The sequence below is a fragment of the Cellulosimicrobium sp. PMB13 genome, assembly GCF_051294865.1.
GTDB lineage: Bacteria > Actinomycetota > Actinomycetes > Actinomycetales > Cellulomonadaceae > Cellulosimicrobium.
Genome location: NZ_CP145910.1, coordinates 3068038 through 3084420, shown reverse-complemented (window position 1 = coordinate 3084420; position 16383 = coordinate 3068038). Strand labels below are relative to the sequence as shown.

Annotated in this window: 18 protein-coding genes and 1 riboswitch; of the genes, 2 read left to right on the top strand and 16 right to left on the bottom strand. The window is 74.5% G+C overall.

Annotated elements, in window-relative coordinates:
• Nucleotides 1-71: 71 nt before the first annotated feature.
• The 6 genes from ftsR to V5D56_RS13870 form a co-directional block, all read right to left on the bottom strand.
• A complete protein-coding gene (ftsR, locus tag V5D56_RS13895) occupies nucleotides 72-833 on the bottom strand; it encodes a transcriptional regulator FtsR (protein ID WP_435735888.1) in 762 nt (253 codons plus the stop codon).
• Nucleotides 830-1312, bottom strand: coding sequence for an FHA domain-containing protein (locus tag V5D56_RS13890; protein WP_435735887.1), 483 nt, complete (start codon nucleotides 1310-1312; stop codon nucleotides 830-832). Before V5D56_RS13890 ends, ftsR begins: the two co-directional genes overlap by 4 nt.
• Before the next feature lie 187 nt (nucleotides 1313-1499).
• Entirely contained in the window at nucleotides 1500-2975 is a 1476-nt protein-coding gene (locus tag V5D56_RS13885; RefSeq protein ID WP_435735886.1) for a DUF881 domain-containing protein, read from the bottom strand.
• 2 nt (nucleotides 2976-2977) lie between these two features.
• Nucleotides 2978-3310: a small basic family protein gene (locus V5D56_RS13880; RefSeq protein WP_435735885.1), complete on the bottom strand. Its 333-nt coding sequence runs from the start codon at nucleotides 3308-3310 to the stop codon at nucleotides 2978-2980.
• Nucleotides 3307-4260: a DUF881 domain-containing protein gene (locus V5D56_RS13875; RefSeq protein ID WP_435735884.1), complete on the bottom strand. Its 954-nt coding sequence runs from the start codon at nucleotides 4258-4260 to the stop codon at nucleotides 3307-3309. Before V5D56_RS13875 ends, V5D56_RS13880 begins: the two co-directional genes overlap by 4 nt.
• Nucleotides 4257-4865, bottom strand: a complete 609-nt coding sequence (locus tag V5D56_RS13870) for a CDP-alcohol phosphatidyltransferase family protein (protein ID WP_435739042.1) — start codon at nucleotides 4863-4865, stop codon at nucleotides 4257-4259. The genes V5D56_RS13875 and V5D56_RS13870 overlap by 4 nt, the downstream gene beginning before the upstream one ends.
• Nucleotides 4866-5264: 399 nt before the next feature.
• Between V5D56_RS13870 and V5D56_RS13865 the strand changes: the two genes are divergently transcribed.
• Nucleotides 5265-7190: a DEAD/DEAH box helicase gene (locus V5D56_RS13865; RefSeq protein ID WP_435735883.1), complete on the top strand. Its 1926-nt coding sequence runs from the start codon at nucleotides 5265-5267 to the stop codon at nucleotides 7188-7190.
• A 155-nt stretch (nucleotides 7191-7345) separates the two neighbouring features.
• Here V5D56_RS13865 and V5D56_RS13860 read toward each other — a convergent pair whose 3' ends face one another.
• The 8 genes from V5D56_RS13860 to rpe all read right to left on the bottom strand — a co-directional run bounded on the left by V5D56_RS13860 (nucleotide 7346) and on the right by rpe (nucleotide 14101).
• Entirely contained in the window at nucleotides 7346-7843 is a 498-nt protein-coding gene (locus V5D56_RS13860; RefSeq protein ID WP_435735882.1) for a PH domain-containing protein, read from the bottom strand.
• Nucleotides 7844-7900: 57 nt separating this feature from the next.
• On the bottom strand, nucleotides 7901-8755 hold the full coding sequence (gene hisG / locus V5D56_RS13855; RefSeq protein ID WP_435735881.1) for an ATP phosphoribosyltransferase: 855 nt from the start codon (nucleotides 8753-8755) through the stop codon (nucleotides 7901-7903).
• Between the two features lie 103 nt (nucleotides 8756-8858).
• On the bottom strand, nucleotides 8859-9122 hold the full coding sequence (locus V5D56_RS13850) for a phosphoribosyl-ATP diphosphatase (protein ID WP_191613435.1): 264 nt from the start codon (nucleotides 9120-9122) through the stop codon (nucleotides 8859-8861).
• Nucleotides 9123-9183: 61 nt separating this feature from the next.
• Nucleotides 9184-9651, bottom strand: coding sequence for a 6,7-dimethyl-8-ribityllumazine synthase (gene ribH / locus V5D56_RS13845; RefSeq protein ID WP_435735880.1), 468 nt, complete (start codon nucleotides 9649-9651; stop codon nucleotides 9184-9186).
• The gene (gene ribB / locus V5D56_RS13840; protein ID WP_435739041.1) at nucleotides 9648-11030 is read right to left on the bottom strand and encodes a 3,4-dihydroxy-2-butanone-4-phosphate synthase; all 1383 of its coding nucleotides are present in this window, start codon (nucleotides 11028-11030) and stop codon (nucleotides 9648-9650) included. Before ribB ends, ribH begins: the two co-directional genes overlap by 4 nt.
• A gap of 95 nt (nucleotides 11031-11125) precedes the next feature.
• Nucleotides 11126-11737, bottom strand: coding sequence for a riboflavin synthase (locus V5D56_RS13835; protein ID WP_435735879.1), 612 nt, complete (start codon nucleotides 11735-11737; stop codon nucleotides 11126-11128).
• Between the two features lie 17 nt (nucleotides 11738-11754).
• Nucleotides 11755-12852: a bifunctional diaminohydroxyphosphoribosylaminopyrimidine deaminase/5-amino-6-(5-phosphoribosylamino)uracil reductase RibD gene (gene ribD, locus V5D56_RS13830; RefSeq protein ID WP_435735878.1), complete on the bottom strand. Its 1098-nt coding sequence runs from the start codon at nucleotides 12850-12852 to the stop codon at nucleotides 11755-11757.
• Between the two features lie 186 nt (nucleotides 12853-13038).
• Nucleotides 13039-13165, bottom strand: a riboswitch (FMN riboswitch).
• Nucleotides 13166-13435: 270 nt separating this feature from the next.
• Entirely contained in the window at nucleotides 13436-14101 is a 666-nt protein-coding gene (rpe, locus tag V5D56_RS13825; protein ID WP_435735877.1) for a ribulose-phosphate 3-epimerase, read from the bottom strand.
• Between the two features lie 52 nt (nucleotides 14102-14153).
• Here rpe and V5D56_RS13820 point away from each other — a divergent pair, with 52 nt between their 5' ends.
• A complete protein-coding gene (locus V5D56_RS13820) occupies nucleotides 14154-14717 on the top strand; it encodes an N-acetyltransferase family protein (protein WP_435735876.1) in 564 nt (187 codons plus the stop codon).
• Here the strand turns inward: V5D56_RS13820 and V5D56_RS13815 are convergent.
• Together V5D56_RS13815 and V5D56_RS13810 are read right to left on the bottom strand one after the other, a co-directional pair.
• Nucleotides 14714-15979: a type II toxin-antitoxin system HipA family toxin gene (locus V5D56_RS13815; protein WP_435735875.1), complete on the bottom strand. Its 1266-nt coding sequence runs from the start codon at nucleotides 15977-15979 to the stop codon at nucleotides 14714-14716. The two genes, V5D56_RS13820 and V5D56_RS13815, sit on opposite strands and share 4 nt — an antisense overlap.
• Nucleotides 15976-16215: a helix-turn-helix domain-containing protein gene (locus V5D56_RS13810; protein WP_435735874.1), complete on the bottom strand. Its 240-nt coding sequence runs from the start codon at nucleotides 16213-16215 to the stop codon at nucleotides 15976-15978. The genes V5D56_RS13815 and V5D56_RS13810 overlap by 4 nt, the downstream gene beginning before the upstream one ends.
• Nucleotides 16216-16383: the final 168 nt, after the last annotated feature.

Here is a 16383-nt window from a genome sequence, read left to right as displayed (position 1 = left end):
TCATCGCTCACCCGTCCACGGTACGACGGTCGCGGGTATCCGGCAGGTCTGGACGACCCCTGTCGCGGCGGTCAGCGCGTCAGGTCGTCGATGCCCTGGCGCAGGAACACCGTGTGCAGCCGCGCGCACATCTCGCCGACCTCGCCCGCGACGGTGCCCGCGTGCGCACGGGCCGACGCCGTCTGCTGGCTGCGCCACGGGGCGACGACCTGGTGCACCAGGCTCACGTGCCGGTCCGCGGCCGTGCGCAGCGACCTCAGGTGCCGGGGCTCGATGCCGTACTCCGCGAGGCCGGCCGCGAGCACGACGACGTCGAGGGCGTGCGCGTCGAGCTGCCCTCCGGGCGCCTGGGTCAGCACGCCCACCTCGATGAGCCCCTCGACGAGCGCCCGGTCGACCCCGGCGGCGGACACGAGCGCGTCCACCGTGTACCGCTGGCGGACCGCGGCGGAGCCCGGGTCGCCGTCGGCCGTGGCGAGGCGCGGCACGATGCCCTCCGCCGACGTGCCGGCGTCGAGAGCCGCGAGGTTCTCCTTGATGACCTTCAGCGGCAGGTACCGGTCGCGCTGCTCCACGAGGACGTACCGCAGGCGCTCGACGTCGGCCGGGCTGTACTGGCGGTAGCCCGACGCCGTGCGGACCGGGTCGATGAGGCCCTGCTCCTCGAGGAACCGCAGCTTGGAGTGGCTCACGTTCGGGAACTCGGTGCGCAGCGCGCGCAGCACGTCGGAGATCCGCATCGTCGCGCGCCGGGAGATCCCGTGCGGCCACGGCTCCGGACGGGAGTCCTCCCCCGGCTCCGGGACGCGCACGGCGCTCGTCGACGCGCTCACGACTGCGGGGCCGACCCGTCGGCAGGGGCGCCCGCGTGCGGGCTGGCGTGGAACGTGAGCCGGTACTTGCCGATCTGCACCTCGTCGCCCGTGCCGAGGGCGGCCGCGTCGATGCGGCTCCGGTTGACGTACGTGCCGTTGAGCGAGCCGACGTCGCGCACCACGAACCGGTCGTCCTCGCGGACGAACTCCGCGTGCTTGCGGGACACCGTCACGTCGTCGAGGAAGATGTCGGCGTGCTCGGAGCGACCGGCGACCGTGCGCTCGGCGTCGAGCAGGAAGCGCGATCCCTGCCCGGGGCCGCGCTGCATGATGAGGAGCGCGGAGTGCCGGGGCAGCGCGGCGACGGCGGCGACCTCCTCGGGGCTCAGCCCACCGGGCTGGACACCTTCCTCGACTGGTGCCTCGATCCGGCCGAAGCTGATCGTCGTGTCGCTCCCCGCCCGGTTCGGCACACCAGCACCACCTGGGACAGTCATCTCGCCTCCTCGGGACTCACGGCGCCCTCCGCGCGACCTGGTTCGTCACGCATCGGAGCTTCGCTCCTTCTGCGGGAAAACTACTACACCCGCAGGTCATGCGGCGCATCCGACGCGGTCCCCCCAACCTACCCGGCGCGGGTCGGCTCCGGAAGCGTCCCGCGGGACCGGCTGCGCCGTCGCTGCGTCAGTCGTCGGCAGGGACGGGGGTCGCGTACTGCGGTTCGGCGGGTTCGCGTGTCGACGTCACGTCCACCGTCTCCTGCTGGCGGATGGTGGTGCGGGCCCCGTCGGCCCTGAGGGTCGCCATCGCACCGCCCGGGATCTCGAGCGCCGTCTCGAGCGTCGACGGGTCCCCGATGACCGTCCACCGGTACGGCGAGGAGATCGGCTGGCCGTCGACCACGACCCCGTCGGCGGTGTCCTCGAAGTAGCTGCTCGCCACGAGCCGCACGCCGTTGACCTCCATGGCCTCGGCGCCGGCGTTGCGCAGCTCCTCGAGGACGTTGAAGAGGGAGAAGGCATCGAGGGGGGCGTCGCCCTCGACGACCTCGATCTCGACGCCCGGCCCCTGCGCGGGAAGACGCCCCGAGAGGATGCCCTGGGTCTGCTCCTGCTGCTGGGCGACCTCCAGGGCTGCGCGAGCGCGGCCGGAGCCCGACTGCAGCTCGTCGCGCGTCGCCTCGAGCGACGAGACCTGGTCCTCGAGCTCGCCCGACCGCTGCGTCACGTCGTCGAGCAGGCGGACGAGGTCGCTCTGCCGCAGCGACGACAGCTGGTCCTCCTGGGTCTGGCTCACCTGCGCGACGAGCGCGAACCCGACCAGCGCGCACAGCAGGCCGACGATGATCTGGGACCGGCTGGCCCGGGGCCGCAGGACCCTCCCGAGACCGCGCAGCCCTTGCGGCTCGGGGAGCGCGCCCGCGCCGTGCCGACCGACCGCGGCCGGCCGGTGCGCTGTCGTCGCGGACTCGTCGGTGGTCGCGGACTCGTCGGTGGTCGCGGACTCGTCGGGAGTCGCCGGCTCGGCGGGTCCGTCGGGCTCGTCCGCGGGGACGGCACCGGCGTCGGCGCGGTCGGCGCCGTCGTCCGCGGTGGGGGTGTCGGGCTGATCCGGGTCCTCGTCGGCCCGCGGTTCGGGGTCGGCGTCCGGTTCGGGTCGTGGTTCGACGTCGCGGGGGGACTCCGTCTCGGCGCCAACCTGCGCGTCATGCCCGACGTCGGGCGACGCCGCGCCGTCACGGTCTGACGCCGGTGCGTCGCGCTCCAGGTCGTCGCCGGGCGGCGTCCCGCCCGCGTCGTCCCCGTCGTCCCCGCCGCCCGCGTCGTCCCCGCCGCCCGCGTCGTCCCCGCCGCCCGCGTCGTCCCCGCCGCCCGCGTCGTCCCCGCCGCCCGCGTCGTCCCCGCCGCCCGCGTCGTCCCCGCCGCCCGCGTCGTCCGCGTCGTCCGTGGCGGGCTTGGGCTCGGCGAGAGCCTCTGCGGTGACCGGGGCGGCTGGAGCGCCGGGCGCGGCGCTCGCGGCGTCCTCGTCCTGCGTCTGGTCGTCCTGCGCTTGGTCGTCCTGCGTCTGGTCGTCCTCGATGGGGACGACGTCCTGCGATTCGTCGGGCGTGGGGTTGTCGTCCTGCTCGGGGTGCGAAGGTCCGGTGGGCGTGGCGACCATCGTCAGGCCTTGAAGACGTGGCGGCGGATCGCGGCCGCGTTGGAGAAGATGCGGATGCCGAGGACCACGACGACCGCGGTGGAGAGCTGGCTGCCGACCCCGAGCTGGTCGCCGAGGAAGACGATGAGCGCCGCGACGACGACGTTGGACAGGAACGAGACGAGGAAGACCTTGTCGTCGAACATGCCGTCGAGCATCGCCCGGAGGCCGCCGAACAGCGCGTCGAGGGCGGCGACCACGGCGATGGGCAGGTACGGCTGGAGGTAGACGGGAACGGTGGGCTGCAGGACGAGCCCAGCGACGACGCCTACCACCAGTCCGACGACTGCGATCATTCGACGCTCTCCTGCCGTTCCTCGGTGGTGCCGGCCACGTCCCCGAGCGGGGGTGCCTCGGGCGACGACCCGTCGCCGGCGGGGTCCGGGTCGGATTCTACGGGCGCGCCCGGGACGCGCGCGAAGTACAGGGTCGGGTTCGGCCGGCCGGGTATCTCGAGCGTGCTCTGCGCGGTGACGCCCGACTGGATGCCGTACTGGGTGCTGAGCAGCCGCAGGTAGTCCGACGCGCCGGTGCGCACGAGCGCCGTGCGCATCGCGTCGGCGTCGCCGACGGCCTCGACGTGGTAGGGCGGCACGAGGGGTTGCAGGTCGACGAGGATCGCGTCGCCCGCGCTGCGGATCGCGGACAGCCCCGTCAGGCGCTGGCCGTTGATCGCGACAGCCTCGGCCCCGCCGGACCACAGGGCGTTCACCACGCGCTGCAGGTCGGAGTCCTGGACGAGGTTGGCCGAGGTCGTGTCGTCGCCACCGAGCCCCCCGCTGGCGTCGTCGAGGGTGACGACGACGCCGGGACCCTCCACGGCCTGCGACCCGGTGGTCGCGCCCTCGCGCTGGAGGCCGGCCAGCACGTCGTCGCTGAGCCCGCCGAGCGCCTCGTCCTGCAGCGCCCCGATCTCGGCGGACAGCTCGTTGGAGCGGGTCGCGAGCGCGTCCGCGTCCGCCTGCCGATCGGTGATCTCCTGCTCGAGCGTCGCGCGGGCCTCGATCACCGCGGGCTGCGGCGCGCGCAGGTCGAGCGTGGCGGCGGTCGTCACGACCCCGAGCGCGACCGCCAGGGCGACGAGGAGGACGGTGCGTCCCCGCCCGCGGGGCGCGTCGCCCTCGGCGGCCCGGCGCGCGGCGGCGGCCGCGTACCCCGGGTCGAGCGGGCGGTGCATCACCTCGTTGAGCAGCGTCATGGACGCGTCGACGGGGCCGCGCCGCTGCGGCTGCGGGTCGGGGCTCACGGCGTCTCCTCCCGCGGTGCCGGGTCCGCGTCTCGCCCGGCCGCCGCGAGAGAGCGCGTCTGGGCGACGTACTGGAGACCGGCGACCCAGTACAGGCCGATCCCCCACCAGGTGAACGCCCACCCGAGGACCGCGGCCGCGTCGCCGAGCCAACCGGGCATCTCGGCGAGCAGCAGCAGCGGGAACGCGTACAGCAGCGCGAACGTCCCGGCCTTGCCCGCGAAGCTCACGGGCAGCGGCCCGTAGCCGTGGCGCGCCAGCCACGGCAGGAGGCTGACGAGCAGCAGGTCGCGCCCGACGATGACGACGACGAGCCAGACGGGGACGACGTCGCGCCACGCGAGACCGAGGAGCGTGACGAGGATGAAGAGACGGTCCGCGGCGGGGTCGAGCATCTGCCCGAGCCGGCTCACCTGGTCCAGCCGGCGGGCCAGGACGCCGTCGAGCCAGTCGGACGCTCCCGAGACGGCGAGGACGACGAGCGCCCAGAGGTCGTAGCCCTCGACGATGAGGACCGCGAACACCGGGACGAGCAACAGGCGCACGAGACTGATGACGTTCGGGACGGTCACGACACGGGAGCTCACCTGCTGCCCTGCTGCCACGCTCACCGCCCGTGCTCGTCCTGCCTCGCCTGAGGATCGCGGCTCGCACCGCAGCGACCATCCTACGTAGGCGAGCCCGGCCGGGGGTGCGCATTTTCGGCCGCGGTGGGCGCGTCGTGCGAAATCACCCGTCGCGCCTCCACGGCCCAGCCCTGGTGAGCGACGTCACCGCCCTCTCCACGACGGTGGCGCGCCCGCTCCGGTAGGATGGTGCTCACCTGTGGAGTTCGTCGCTCGTCCCGCGTGTTCTGTGAGAGTGGCCGGATCCCCCGCCCGCACGGCCGTCATCGGCCGCGGTCGGCGCCCGGCCAGGTGTGTTCGGGAGTGCGACCTGCGAGAGCCGACCTGGCGACCGCACGCCACTCCGCCACCCCGACACGAAACGGTCCTCACCGCCCCATGACTGCTGACGTCGTCGCGCCCTCGCGCGCCCTCGACCACTCCTCCACCGACTCCACCCCCGCCGCTCCCCCGGCCGACGACGCGTCGTTCGCGTCCCTCGGCCTCCCGGCGTCGCTCGCGCGCGCCGTGTCCGACCTCGGCTTCGTCACGCCGTCCGCGATCCAGGCGCAGGCCATCCCCGCGCTGCTCGCCGGTCGCGACATCACCGGCGTCGCGCAGACCGGCACCGGCAAGACGGCCGCGTTCGGTCTCCCGCTGCTGGCCGCGGTCGACCCCGCGCTGCGGCGCGTGCAGGCGGTCGTGCTGACCCCGACGCGCGAGCTCGCGATGCAGGTCGCCGACGCGATCGAGACGTTCGCCGCGCAGCTGCCCAAGGTCGACGTCCTCGCGGTCTACGGCGGCTCGCCGTACCAGCCGCAGCAGCGGGCGCTCGCGGCCGGTGCGCAGGTCGTCGTCGGCACCCCGGGTCGCGTCATCGACCACATCGAGCGCGGCACCCTCGTGCTCGACGACGTGCGCTTCCTCGTGCTCGACGAGGCGGACGAGATGCTCCGCATGGGCTTCGCGGAGGACGTCGACACGATCTTCTCCCGCGCGCCGCGCGAGCGTCAGGTCGCCCTCTTCTCCGCGACCATGCCGGCCCCGATCCGCCGGGTCGCGGCCGAGCACCTCACCGACCCGGTCGAGATCGCGGTCTCGCGTCAGTCCTCCACGGTGACGAGCGTCCGCCAGACGTACGCGGTCGTGCCGTTCCGCCACAAGACCGGGTCGCTCGCCCGCGTCCTCGCGACGTCGGACGCCGACGCCGCGATCGTCTTCACCCGCACGCGCGGCGCGGCCGAGGAGGTCGGCTCCGCGCTCGTCGAGCGCGGCATCTCTGCCGCGACGATCTCGGGCGACGTCGCGCAGAAGGACCGCGAGAAGATCGTCGAGCGCCTGCGCTCGGGCGCCCTGGACGTGCTCGTCGCGACCGACGTCGCAGCCCGCGGCCTCGACGTCGACCGCATCGGCCTCGTCGTGAACTTCGACCTGCCGGGCGAGCCCGAGGCGTACGTGCACCGCATCGGCCGTACCGGTCGCGCGGGCCGCACGGGCGAGGCGCTGAGCTTCGTCACCCCGCACGAGCGCGGGCGCCTGCGCGCGATCGAGCGCACCACGCGCACGCCGCTCGAGGAGGTCGAGATCCCCTCGCCCGCGGACGTGTCCGCGCACAAGGCGCGCCGCCTGCTCGGGCAGGTCCCCGAGCGTCGTGAGGCCGGGCGTCTCGCGATGTACGCCGACATGGTGCGCGCGGTCGTCGCCGAGCAGGACGTCGACCCCGTCGACCTCGCCGCGGCGCTCGTGGCGCTCGCCGTCGGGGACGACGGCCCGCAGGCCCGCGAGGAGCAGGAGCGCTTCGAGGCGGAGCGTGCCCAGGCGCGCGACCAGGCGCGCTCGGCCCGCACCGAGCGCTCGGGCGACCGTGGCGGCTCGCGCGGCGACCGCGCGTCGGGCCGTCGCGACGGTGACGGGACGCGCGGCATCCGTCGCGACGCCGTCGGCACCCGGTACCGCCTGTCGGTGGGCCACACGCACGGCGCCCAGCCCGGCGGCATCGTCGGTGCGCTGACGAACGAGGCGGGCCTCAACGGGTCGGACGTCGGCAAGATCGACATCTTCCCGTCGTTCTCCCTCGTCGACATCGCCGCGCCGCTCGACGACGCGACGCTCGACCGCATCTCGCGGGCCCGGGTCGCGGGCAAGTTCCTGCGCATCCGCCTCGACGAGGGCGCGCCGCCCGCACGCGGCCGCGCCCCGCGTCCGACGGGCGACCGCCCCCGCGGCGCCCACGGCCCGTCGGGCCGCAGCGACGAGCGTCGCGAGCGCACGGACCGTCACGACGACCGGGGCGACCGCAAGCCGCGCCACCGCACGGCGTACTGACCAGCGCACCGGACGGTGCCGTCGTCCCCCTGTCGGGTGGGTGACGGCACCGCCCCTGCACGGACGAAGGGCCCGGTCTCGGGAACGAGACCGGGCCCTTCGTCGTGTCCGCCGTCGTGCGCGCCGGGTGCGGGCCGACCAGCACCCACCGCCCGTCAGCTCCGGACGTCGCGCTCCGCCGCCTCGCCGTGCGCCTGGACCAGCGCCGCGAGGCGACGGGCCTCCAGGTCTCCGCGGCCGCCGTCGGCCCGCTGGATCCCCATGACGGCGAGCGTGGACCCGTCGGCGAGGTCGAGCCGCACCCACGGGTCGCCGCTGCCGAACCGCACCGACACGACCTGCGCCCACTCCAGCTCGCGCGTGTAGATGACGTTGCGCACCCGCAGGCCCGCGCGGCTCGGCACCGCGTGCACCCCGCCCAGACGCCACAGCAGCCACGCCGCGAACAGCGCGAACGCCGCGAGCGAGAGCCTGTTCACCCACGACGTCCCGAGGGGACCGGTCGCGAGCACCCCCACGACGACGCACGCCCCCACCACGACGACACCCGTGGCCCACGCCGACACCAGGCCGAAGCGCGGCCGGAACACCCGGTACGGGTCCTCCCGGCGATCACCCGGCAGGCCCGCCTCCGGGAACGACGCACCGCTCATGCCGTCACCGTCTCACACGCCGACCGCACACGACCGCCCAGCGCACGCCGCACCCTGTCAGAGGCGGGACGCGTGGATCCTCGTCACCAGGATCGCGCGCGCACCGACGTCGTACAGCGCATCCATCACCTGGTTCGTCCGGTCACGCCGCACCATCGCGCGCACCGCCGCCCACTCCCGGTCGTGCAGCGGCGACACCGTCGGGGACTCCAGGCCCGGCGTGATCGCCACCGCCTGCTCCACGAGCGACACCGGCACGTCGTAGTCCATGAGGACGTACTCCCGGGCCGTGAGCACGCCCCGCAGACGACGGCCCAGCACCTCCACGCCCGCCGGCACGTCCGCCTCCGCGACCGCGCGCGGACGGATCAGCACCGCCTCCGACTCGAGGATCGGGTCACCGAACACCTCGAGCCCCGCACCGCGCAGCGTCGTGCCCGTCGAGACCACGTCCGCGACGACGTCCGCCACCCCGAGCTGCACCGCCGACTCCACGGCACCGTCCAGGTGCACCACCGTCGCGTCGACACCGTGCGAGCGCAGGTGACCCTCGACCAGCACCTCGTACGACGTCGCGACCCGCAGGCCCTGCACCTGCTCCAACGACGTGACCGCCCCCGCGGGGGCCGCGTACCGGAACGTCGACCCGCCGAACCCGAGCTGCATGTGCTCCACCGCGTCCGCCCCCGAGTCCAGGAGCAGGTCCCGACCCGTGATCCCGACGTCGACCGTCCCCGACCCCACGTACACCGCGATGTCGCGCGGGCGCAGGAAGAAGAACTCGACGTCGTTGTCCGGGTCCGCGAGCACCAGCTCGCGCGCGTCACGCCGCTGGCGGTACCCCGCCTCGCGCAGCATCTCGACGGCGGGCTCGGACAGGGACCCCTTGTTGGGGACGGCGATACGCAGCATGGTGGGACCTTCGTTCAGGAGCAGGGTCAACGGGGAGCGAGGACGGGCGGCGACGTGCGGCGCTCGCGGCCGGCGGCAGGATCACACCACCGGCCGGGGCCGCTCACAGATGCTCGTACACGTCCTGCAGGCTCAGGCCCTTCGCGACCATGAGCACCTGCAGGTGGTACAGCAGCTGGGAGATCTCCTCCGCCGTCTTCACGTCGCCCTCGTACTCGGCGGCCATCCACACCTCGGCCGCCTCCTCGACGACCTTCTTCCCGATCGCATGCACCCCGGCGTCCAGCTCGGCGACCGTGCCGGAACCGGCAGGTCGTGTCGTGGCCTTCTCCGAGAGCTCGGCGAACAGGGACTCGAACGTCTTCACACGTCCCAGGGTATCCGCCGCCCCCGGGCCGCCCGACCCGGGTCCGCCCACCGGGCACCCCTCACAGCGACCGCAGGGCCACGACCGTCGCCACCGCCGCCTGCGCCGCCTCCGCACCCTTGTCCTCCCGCGAGCCCGGCAGCCCGGCACGGTCCAGCGCCTGCTGCTCGTCGTCGCACGTCAGCACCCCGAACCCCACCGGCACCCCCGACCGCACGCTCACGTCCGTCAGCCCCGCCGTCGCCGCCTGGCACACGTACTCGAAGTGCGGTGTCCCCCCACGGATCACCACACCCAGCGCCACCACCGCGTCCGCACCGTGCTCCACCGCCCGCGCCGCCGCCACCGGGAGCTCGAACGACCCCGGCACCCGCACCACCGACACGTGCGACACGTGCGCCGCCTCCAACGCACGCCGCGCACCCGCCACCAGACCGTCCATCACCTCCGTGTGCCAGCTCGCCGCGACCACCGTCACCCGCAGCCCCGACCCGTCCACCTCGATCGACGGCGCACCCGCACCACTCATCGCTCCTCCTCCGTCTCGTCCCGCACCACGACCCCCGGACCACCCGGGGCCTCGATCGTCTCCAGCAGGTGACCCATCGCCACCTTCTTCGTCACCAGGTACGCCCGGTTGTGCTCCCCGTGACCCACCTCGATCCGCTCCGTCGCCGCCACGTCGATCCCGTGCGCCACCAGACCCGTCACCTTTGCCGGGTTGTTCGTCAGCAACGTCACCCGCGACAGCCCCAGGTCCGCCAGGATCGCCGCCGCCGCCCCGTACTCCCGACGGTCCGCCGGCCACCCCAGCTCCAGGTTCGCCTGCACCGTGTCCAACCCCGCGTCCTGCAGCTCGTACGCCCCCAGCTTCGCCAGCAGGCCGATCCCCCGACCCTCGTGCCCCCGCAGGTACACCACCGCACCACCCTCCGCCGCGACACGACCCATCGCCGCCCGCAGCTGCGGACCGCAGTCGCACCGCGACGACCCGAACGCGTCCCCCGTCAAGCACTCCGAGTGCACCCGCACCACCGGCGCCACCGCCCCGGCGGCGCTCGCGGACGGTCGCGCCGGTACCGAGCTCCCCCGTACCGAGCCCTCCGGTCCGGGAACCGGCGGGACCAGCGCCACGTGCTCCGCCCCCGTCCGCAGGTCCCGGTACCCCAGCACGCGGAACATGCCGTGCTCCGTCGGCAGCGCCGCCTCCGCCGTCCGGTGCACCCGGCGCACCGAGAGCTCCCGCTCCGTCCCCGCAGCACCGCTCGGCTCCGTCGCCGCAGGATCGTGCACCCGCCGCCACGCCACCAGGTCCGCGATCGTCAGCAGCACCAGACCGTCACGCTCCGCCAGCCCCGCCGCGTCCTCCAGACGCATCATCGACCCGTCGTCGTGCACCAGCTCCGCGATACCCCCCACCTCACCCGCGCCCGCCAACCGCACCAGGTCCACCGCCGCCTCCGTGTGCCCCGCACGGTGCAGCACCCCGCCCGGCACCGCCCGCAACGGCAGCACGTGCCCCGGCCGGATCAGGTCCCCCGCCCCCGACCCCGGGTCCGCCAGCACCCGCAACGTCCGCGCCCGGTCCTGCGCCGAGATCCCCGTCGTCACACCCGACGCCGCGTCCACCGTCACCGTGTACGCCGTCCGCCGCGGGTCCTCGCTCCGCGGAACCATCAACGGCAGCTCCAGCGCGTCCGCCCGCGCCGCCGGCATCGGCGCGCACAGGTACCCCGACGAGTGCCGGATCGTCCACGCCACCCACTCCGCCGACACGTCCCGCGCCGCGAACACCACGTCCGCCTCGTTCTCCCGGTCCGGGGAGTCCGCCACCAGCACCGGGCGCCCCGCACGGATCGCCTCCAGCGCCTCCTCGACCGAACCCAGCCGCACCCCGCGGGACCCCACGACCGCGGCGCTCGCGGCCTCGCCCGGGTCCGTCACGGCGTCGCCTCTCCTCGCGTCGCCCCGGACCGCCTCGCCCGGCACGACGTCGTCCGCGCTCACGACGCCGCCCCGGTGGCGAGCAGCCGCTCGACGTACTTCGCCAGGACGTCGACCTCGAGGTTCACGCGGTCTCCGGGCGCCAGCGCGCCGAGGACGGTCGCCTCGAGGGTCGTCGGGATGAGGGAGACGCCGAACGTCGCGCCGTCGACGCAGGTGACCGTGAGCGAGACGCCGCTCACGGCGATCGAGCCCTTCTCCGCGACGTAGCGCAACAGCTCGGCCGGCGCGGAGAAGACCAGGTCGTCCCAGCGGTCGCCCGGGTCACGGCTCGCGAGCGTCGCCACGCCGTCGACGTGCCCCTGCACCACGTGACCGCCGAGCCGGGCGTCCACGCGCACCGCCCGCTCGAGGTTGACCCGCGACCCCGGACGCAGGTCACCGAGCGTCGTGCGGCGCAGCGACTCCGGCATGACGTCGGCGCCGAACGTCCCGTCTCCCCCGAGCGACGAGACGGTGAGACACACGCCGTCGACGGCGATCGAGTCGCCCAGCGCCGCGTCCGACGTCGCGAGCGGCCCTTCGACCGTCAGCACCGCGTCCGCGCCCGCCCCGCCCGGGAACGCGATCTCGCGCACCGTGCCGATCTCCTCGACGATCCCCGTGAACATGCGATCTCTCCTGCCTCTCAGCCGATCCGTCTCGACACCGTCAGCGCGTCGTCGCCGACGCGCCGTACCTCGACCGTGCGGAACCGCCGCGCGGCCCCGATCGTGGTCACGCCCAGGTCGCCCACGACGCGCTTCCCGGCACCGAGCAGCACGGGGGCGACGTAGGCGTGCAGCTCGTCGACGGCGTCCGCCGCGAGGAACGCCGTCGCGAGCGTCGGGCCGCCCTCGAGGAGCACGTGGCGAACGTCGCGCGCCCCGAGCTCGGCGAGGACCTCACGGACGTCGTGCGTGCGCACGTGCACGAGGGCCCCGCCCTCGCCGCGCAGCCGAGCCTGCGGCGGGATCCCGGATCGCCCCACGACGACGCGCAGCGGCTGGTGGTCGGCGAGCCGCTCGACGCCGTCGGGGCCCGTCGCGCGCGCGGTGAGCGCCGGGTCGTCGGCCCGGACGGTGCCAGACCCGACGGCGATCGCGTCGACGGTCGCCCGGACACGGTGGGCGTGCGCGCGCGCCTCCGGGCCCGTGATCCACCGGCTCGTGCCGTCCTGCGCCGCGACGAACCCGTCGAGCGACGTCGCGGTCTTCAGCGTGACGTACGGGGTGCCTCGTGCGGCCGCGGTGAGCCACACGTGCAGCAGGGCCGTCCCCTCGGCCGCGCGTACGCCGCGCACGACGCGGACGCCCGCGGCGCGCAGTCGCGCGGCACCGCCCGCCGCGGCCGGGTTCGGGTCGTCGACGGCGTGGACCACCTCGGCCACGCCGGCCGCGAGGAGCGCGTCGGCGCAGGGCGGGGTACGTCCGGTGTGGGCGCACGGCTCGAGGGTCACGACCGCCGTCGCACCACGGACGTCGATCCCGCGCTCCCGGGCGTCAGCCAACGCCGCGGCCTCCGCGTGCGGCGTGCCGGCGCCCCGGTGGTACCCCTCGGCGAGCACCCTGCGCGCCCGGGCGTCGACGGCCTCGGGGGTCGCGCGGTCGCGCAGGAGGTCCGTACCCGTGGGCGGGGCGAGCAGGACGCAGCCGACCCGCGGGTTGGGGCCGTACGCCGGGCCGCGCGCGGCGAGCTCGAGCGCGCGAGACATCGCGCCGTCGATCGTCAGGTGCTGCGAGCCCATCGGTCCTCGTCCTGCCGGGCACGGTCACTCCGGGGCGAGGGCGGGCGGAGAAGTCGCGGGCTCCCGACAGGGCTCGCCGCGTGCCGCTCACCACGGCGGGTCGGCTCACCGAGGTCGTCGGTCACGAGGGCCCGGACCACCGCCCGGCACCCGCGTGGCCGGCTCCCGCGTGGGGTCGACCGCGCCGCACGTGCTTCCTCCCATCCGGACTGTCACCGTCGGTCCTGGAGTTCCACCAGGTCAACCGCGCGTAGGGCGCGGGTCGCGGACTGTCACCGCCGGCTCGGAATTGCACCGACCCCGGAGCACGTTCGTGCGTACTGCTGCCGTCCAGGATGCCACACCGCCGCACCGCCTCCCCCACGGTCCGTGGACCGGACGAACGTGACGCGGACGTGAACGCAGCCGCGGGTGCATGCGGGCCTGAGCTCGACCGCGCATCGACCACGGTCGGTCGGGTCGTCGGGGCGTGTGGTGGGGTCGCAGGACTGGTGATGTGGGGTGATGACCGCTTGGCACACTATTTATTCGAACGCAGAGCGACACTGATCGAGCGGAGATCTCTGCGCTCTGCCCGGCCCGGTCAGTGCGTGTGCGCGGCTCCGGCAAGATCCCGCAGAGCCTGGATCTCCCCCGGGATGCTCTCGGCGCCGTAGACGGCCGAACCCGCCACGAAGACGTTCGCGCCGGCGTCGGCCGCCCGCTCGATCGTGTCGCGGGACACTCCCCCGTCGACCTGGATCCACACGTCCAGGCCCGCCTCGCTCACGGCCTGCCGTGCGCGCCGGATCTTGGGCAGCGTGCCGTCGATGAACGACTGCCCGCCGAAGCCCGGCTCGACCGTCATGACGAGGATCATGTCCACCTCGGACAGCAGGTCGAGGTACGGCTCGACGGGCGTCGCGGGGCGCAGCGCGACGCCCGCCCTCGCCCCGAGCCGGCGCAGCTCGCGCGCGAGCCGCACGGGCGCCGTCGCCGCCTCGGCGTGGAACGTGACCGACGCCGCGCCCGCCTCCGCGTACGCGGGCGCCCAGCGGTCCGGGTCCTCGATCATGAGGTGCGCGTCGATCGGCACGGGTGACACCTGCGCCAGGCGCTCGAACACCGGCAGCCCCAGCGTGAGGTTCGGCACGAAGTGGTTGTCCATGACGTCGACGTGGGCGTAGTCCGCCGTCTCGATCGCGCGGAGGTCGCGCTCGAGGTTCGCGAAGTCGGCGGACAGGATGCTCGGGGCGATGAGGGCTGCCATGGGGACCAGCCTAGGGGTGCCGCCCACGACGGCCGCGCCCTAGGCTCACGCCGTGGACTCCTTCCCTCCCCCGTCGCGCGCCACCGTCCGCCCCCTCGTCGCGGGCGACCTGCCCCGCGTCGCGGAGATCTTCGCCCCCTTCGTCCGCGACACGCAGGTGACGTTCGAGGAGGAGCCCTGGGACGCCTCCCGCTGGGACGCCAAGCGGCGCGACCTCGCGGCCGCGGGGCTGCCGTTCCTCGTGGCCGACGTCGACGGCGTCGTCGCCGGCTTCGCGTACGCGGGACCGTGGAGGCCGAAGGCGGCGTACCGGCACACGGTCGAGGACACGATCTACCTCGACCCCCGGTACACCGGACAGGGCCTCGGCACGGCGCTCCTCGGCGCCCTGCTCGACGTGCTGCGAGCCTCGGGCGTGCGCCAGGTCGTGTCCGTCGTCGCCGACGTCCCCGACGCCGCGGGCTCCCTCCCGCTGCACCGCCGGTTCGGGTTCGCTGAGGCGGGACGGCTGACCGCCGTCGGCTTCAAGCACGGCCGCTGGGTCGACACGATCCTCCTGCAGCGCGCCCTGGAGGCGCCTACGGACCACGAGACGGTCAGCACCACCCTCGTCTAGAGCTCTGCCGCCTCGCGGCGCAGGGTGGCCGTCCGCTGTTCCACGGTCCGCCACGCCTGCCGTCCGACGCCGGGATGGAGGTCGCGGTCGACGTCCGCGAGCGCCGTGGTGAGGTCGTCGAGGGTCTGGGTGACGGCGCGTCGGGCGCGGCGGGGCGGCAGTCCCCAGGAGATGCCCTCGGCGACGAGGTGGGCGCTGGTGAGGGCGTCCATGTCGCGGGTGCCGGCGACGTCCATGGCGAAGGTGCGTGAGGCGTGGTGGTGGTGCAGGTGCATGGAGACGTCGTAGGCGGGGGCGAGGCGGACGGTGCCGTCGTCGTGGCGCAGGAGCGAGATGTTCTTGGCGTGGGCGTCGGTGTTGCCGAGGGCGAGGTTGAAGGTGGTGAGGGCGAGGAGGGGGTCGGGCCGGGTGCCGTCGTCGCGCAGGACGCGGGCGATGCGGGCGAGGGAGGGCAGGGTGCGGCCGTGCTGGAACTTGCGTTCGGGGTCGCGGGTGTTGATGCCGAGGGCCTGGGCGGTGTCTTCCTGGTGGAGGCGTCGGGTGCCGGTGGGGTCGGGGACGCGGTCGTAGCGGGTGACGACGAGGCAGCGTTCGCCGTCGAGCTCGGTGACGTGGGCGTCGACGGTGGTGAGGCCGGTGCGGCGGGCGAGGTCGAGGGCGGCGGCCTCGGTGTTGACGAGGTCGGCGGTGGGTGAGTCGGAGGGTCGGGCGACCTTGAGGATGTGGGTGGTGGGTGTGGCGCCGTGGGGGCGGGCCCAGCCGTGGTGGTCGTGGAGGAGGGTGATCTTGGGTTCCATGCCGGGCAGGGAGCTGGTGAGGTGCTCGCTGCGGCCGATGCCGCCGGCGCGGGCGACGCTCTCGCGCAGGAGGCGGGCGACGTCGGCGTCGTGGAGGCGTTCGGGCGGCCCGGGTGTTCGGCGGGGTGCGTCGGGGGGTCGGAGCTCGACGGCGCCGATGGTGTCGCCGCCGTAGGCGGTGAAGAAGGAGAGGTGGTCCTCGGGGTCGACGCCGGCTTCCATGGCCATCTGGTCGCGGGTGCGGCCTTCAGGCATGAGCCCGTCGAGCCAGGCTGTGGCGCGGGCGGGGTGGGGTGGGGTGTCGGGGTCCATGGGCAGGAGGTGGGAGAGGGTGCGGGCGCCGTGTCCCCAGCGGGTGAGCGCGTCGTCGGTCCAGGTGAGGTCGACGCGGCCGTCGCGGCGTCGGGTGAGGTGCCCGGTGGGGGTGTCGTAGAGCCAGAGCTCGAGGGCGTCGGGTCGGGTCATGGTCGGTCCTGGAGCTGCATGGTGGCGCCGAGCTCGTCGAGGACCTCGAAGAGGCGGGTGACGTAGAGGTTCTCGACGCCGTTCTCGAGCTCGGAGAGGTATTGGCGGCTGATGCCGAGCTCGTCGGCGAGCTGGGCCTGGGTGAGTCCGCGGGCGCGGCGGGTGCGGCGGACGAACGCGCCGAGGTCGCGGGCGCTGCGGGCGGTGCTGGTTTGTGCGGTCTGTCGTGCGGTCATGGTCCGTTTCCTCTCGTCGTCCGCGCGCGCACCGCGTGTCGGACTATCCCGACAGCGACGATAGCGGGATATCCTGACATCCGCCAGGGCGGGATATCCCGACGTCCCCGTCGGCGAGCGCGAGAGCCGCTCCTGAGCGCCGGCCAGATCGTCGCAGGACCGCCTGCG

What these genes read in the sequence shown, in the direction of transcription:
- V5D56_RS13890 (WP_435735887.1), bottom strand. Translation starts at nt 1,312, where the DNA reads ATGACTGTCCCAGGTGGTGCTGGTGTGCCGAACCGGGCGGGGAGCGAC.
- V5D56_RS13885 (WP_435735886.1), bottom strand. Translation starts at nt 2,975, where the DNA reads ATGGTCGCCACGCCCACCGGACCTTCGCACCCCGAGCAGGACGACAAC.
- V5D56_RS13880 (WP_435735885.1), bottom strand. Translation starts at nt 3,310, where the DNA reads ATGATCGCAGTCGTCGGACTGGTGGTAGGCGTCGTCGCTGGGCTCGTC.
- V5D56_RS13865 (WP_435735883.1), top strand. Translation starts at nt 5,265, where the DNA reads ATGACTGCTGACGTCGTCGCGCCCTCGCGCGCCCTCGACCACTCCTCC.
- V5D56_RS13860 (WP_435735882.1), bottom strand. Translation starts at nt 7,843, where the DNA reads ATGAGCGGTGCGTCGTTCCCGGAGGCGGGCCTGCCGGGTGATCGCCGG.
- hisG (WP_435735881.1), bottom strand. Translation starts at nt 8,755, where the DNA reads ATGCTGCGTATCGCCGTCCCCAACAAGGGGTCCCTGTCCGAGCCCGCC.
- ribH (WP_435735880.1), bottom strand. Translation starts at nt 9,651, where the DNA reads ATGAGTGGTGCGGGTGCGCCGTCGATCGAGGTGGACGGGTCGGGGCTG.
- V5D56_RS13835 (WP_435735879.1), bottom strand. Translation starts at nt 11,737, where the DNA reads ATGTTCACGGGGATCGTCGAGGAGATCGGCACGGTGCGCGAGATCGCG.
- ribD (WP_435735878.1), bottom strand. Translation starts at nt 12,852, where the DNA reads ATGGGCTCGCAGCACCTGACGATCGACGGCGCGATGTCTCGCGCGCTC.
- rpe (WP_435735877.1), bottom strand. Translation starts at nt 14,101, where the DNA reads ATGGCAGCCCTCATCGCCCCGAGCATCCTGTCCGCCGACTTCGCGAAC.
- V5D56_RS13815 (WP_435735875.1), bottom strand. Translation starts at nt 15,979, where the DNA reads ATGACCCGACCCGACGCCCTCGAGCTCTGGCTCTACGACACCCCCACC.
- V5D56_RS13810 (WP_435735874.1), bottom strand. Translation starts at nt 16,215, where the DNA reads ATGACCGCACGACAGACCGCACAAACCAGCACCGCCCGCAGCGCCCGC.